This is a genomic window from Kineococcus glutinatus, assembly GCF_039542765.1.
Taxonomy (GTDB): Bacteria; Actinomycetota; Actinomycetes; order Actinomycetales; family Kineococcaceae; genus Kineococcus_A; species Kineococcus_A glutinatus.
This window is the reverse complement of record NZ_BAABIL010000588.1, coordinates 1-2,409: the sequence shown is the minus strand read 5'-3', so window position 1 is coordinate 2,409 and position 2,409 is coordinate 1. Positions and strand designations below refer to the sequence as shown.

Annotated in this window: 2 protein-coding genes and 1 pseudogene; 1 reads left to right on the top strand and 2 read right to left on the bottom strand. The window is 77.4% G+C overall.

Going from position 1 to position 2,409, the window contains the following annotated elements; translation table 11 throughout:
- On the bottom strand, nt 1-756 hold a 756-nt coding region (locus tag ABEB16_RS18695), incomplete at its 3' end, for a type II secretion system F family protein (RefSeq protein WP_345713720.1).
- The gene (locus ABEB16_RS18690) at nt 753-1,982 is read right to left on the bottom strand and encodes a TadA family conjugal transfer-associated ATPase (protein WP_345713719.1); all 1,230 of its coding nucleotides are present in this window, start codon (nt 1,980-1,982) and stop codon (nt 753-755) included. The genes ABEB16_RS18695 and ABEB16_RS18690, both read right to left, overlap by 4 nt.
- 173 nt (nt 1,983-2,155) lie before the next feature.
- On the opposite strand from ABEB16_RS18690, the pseudogene ABEB16_RS18685 reads away from it, so the two are divergent.
- Nucleotides 2,156-2,409 (top strand): annotated as a pseudogene (locus tag ABEB16_RS18685) (hypothetical protein); the annotation flags it as partial.

The window sequence follows — 2,409 nt, the reverse complement described above, 5'->3', positions numbered from 1 at the left end:
CGCCGGGGAGGAGTAGGCCTGCACCGCCTCCGGCCGCGTGGCCAGCAGCGCCAGCACCACCCACGGTGCCGCCACCGCCAGCCGGGCACCGTTGAGCGTCCAGCTCTGCCGCGCCTGCAGCTCCCCCCGCACCCGGGCCTCCTCCCGCAGGAACGCCGACAGGGTGCGCAGCAGCCGGCCCAGGTCGGTGCCGCCCACCTGCCGCGCCATCCGCAGCGCCGCCAGCAGCCGGTCCGCGACCGGGTCCGCCAGCTCCTCCCCCAGCGCGTCGAGCTCGCGCTCGAAGCCCCCCGAGGCCCGGTGGCGCGCCGCGAAGCGCCCGAACGGCGAGCGCAGCTCCTCCGGCCCGCGCTCGGCGAGCGCGGCGACCGCCTCCGGCAGCGACAGCCCCCCGCGCACGCCGGAGGCCAGGTGGTCGACGACGTCGGGCCACAGCTCGCGCACCTGCGTGCGCCGGCGCGCCGCCCGCCACCGCACGAGGGACAGCGGCGCCCAGCCGGCGAGCACGGCGAAGCACCCCGCCACCGCCGGCACGCCCGTGACGGCGAGCCCACCGAGGAACACGACCACCGCACAGCCGGCGCACGCCCCCAGCAGCGTCGCGGGCGGCACGCCCGGTGCACCGGCCTCGGCGAGCAGCCGGGCCAGCCGGCCGGTGCGGGCCTGCCGCCGTCGGGCGGGCCGCGCCGGCGTGAAGGAGCTCCACACGCAGAACGCACCGGCCCCCAGCAGCAGCCCGAGCAGCACACCGGTCACCGCAGCCCGCCCCGCGGGTCGGCGAGCAGGGCGCGCAGGTCGAACCCCGCCCGCTCGAAGCGCTCCTCGTGCGGGGGCCAGCCGCTGCAGCGCACCAGGTCACCGCCGCGGGTGCGCGCGAACAGCTCGCTCGTCTCCACGACGTCGCCCTCCACGCGGCCGGGGACGGCGAGGACCTCGCGCACCCGGCGGTGGCCGTCGCGGTCCACCTCCGCGTGCACCACGAGGTCCACGGCCGCCGCGACGGTCGGCACCACGAAGCGGCTGGAGACGTTCTCCCCCGCCAGCAGCGGCAGGGTGCACATCTTCGTGACGGCCTCGCGGCCGCTGTTGGCGTGCACCGTGCACATGCCCGGAACGCCCGAGTTCAACGCGATGAGCAGGTCGAGGCTCTCCGCCTCGCGGACCTCCCCGACGAGGATGCGGTCCGGGCGCATCCGCAGCGCCTCCTTCACGAGGCGGCGCAGCGGCACCTCGCCGGTCCCCTCCAGGTTCGGCTGCCGGCACTGCATGCCCACGACGTCGCGCAGCGGGACCTGCAGCTCGAAGACCTCCTCGCACGTGATGACGCGCTGCTGCGCGGGCACCGCCGCCGCCAGGCAGTTCAGCAGCGTGGTCTTGCCGGCCTGCGTGCTGCCGGAGACCAGGACGTTGAGGCCGGCCGCGACCGCCGCGGTGAGGAACCGCGCCGCCTGCGGCGTCAGGGAGCCCAGGGCGACGAGGTCGTCGAGGCGGCGGGCCCGGGCGACGAAGCGGCGCACGTTGACCGCCCAGTGCCGGCGGGTGATGTCGGGGATGACGACGTGCAGGCGCGAACCGTCGGGCAGGGCGGCGTCGACGAACGGGGAGCTGACGTCCACGCGGCGGCCGGAGCCGGCCAGCATGCGCTCGACGAGGTCGCACACCTGCTCGGGGGCGAGGATCGTGGTGGTCAGCTCGGGCACCCCGCCGCGCGCGACGAACACCTTGCCCGGCTCGTTGATCCAGATCTCCTCGACGCGCGGGTCGTCGAAGTAGCGCTGCAGCGGCCCCCAGCCGGAGACGGCGTCGACGAGCTGCTTGACGGCCCTCTCGGGTTCCTCCAGCCGCGGCAGGGAACCGTCGAGGGAGCGGGTGTCGTAGTCCAGCACCACGGCGCGCACGAGGTCCACGACGGGGGTGCCGGTCGTGGCGTCCTGGCGCAGGGCGCGGCGGACCTCGTCCTCCACGATGCGCAGCGCGTCCACCCGGCACCTCCTCCCGCTCGTCGTCCCGCGGCGGGTGCCGGGGCGGGCCCGACGGTAGGTGCGGCGGCGGCTGCGGCACCCGGGTGATGTGGACAACCCCGGGCGGGGGCACCGGCCGACCACCTGTGGACGGTGGCGCTGCGGCCGCGCCCTGCGCTGCGAGCATCCCCGCCGTGCTCCTGCGCCTCACCGTCACCGGTTCCGCCGCCACCGGCCGGTGGTCGCGCGACCTGGCCGTCGAGGTGCCGGCGGGCACGCCGCTGCGACGGGTCGAGGCCGCTCTGCGGGCGGGCACGCCGCCGTGGACGGGCGCGCCGCGCTGCGACGGCGTCCTCCTGGCCGCCGACGCCGTCCTGGGGCGGCCACCGCTGCTGGAGGGGGCGGTCGTCGAGGTCGGTGACGCCGACGGGCCGGCGCCGGGCCGCAC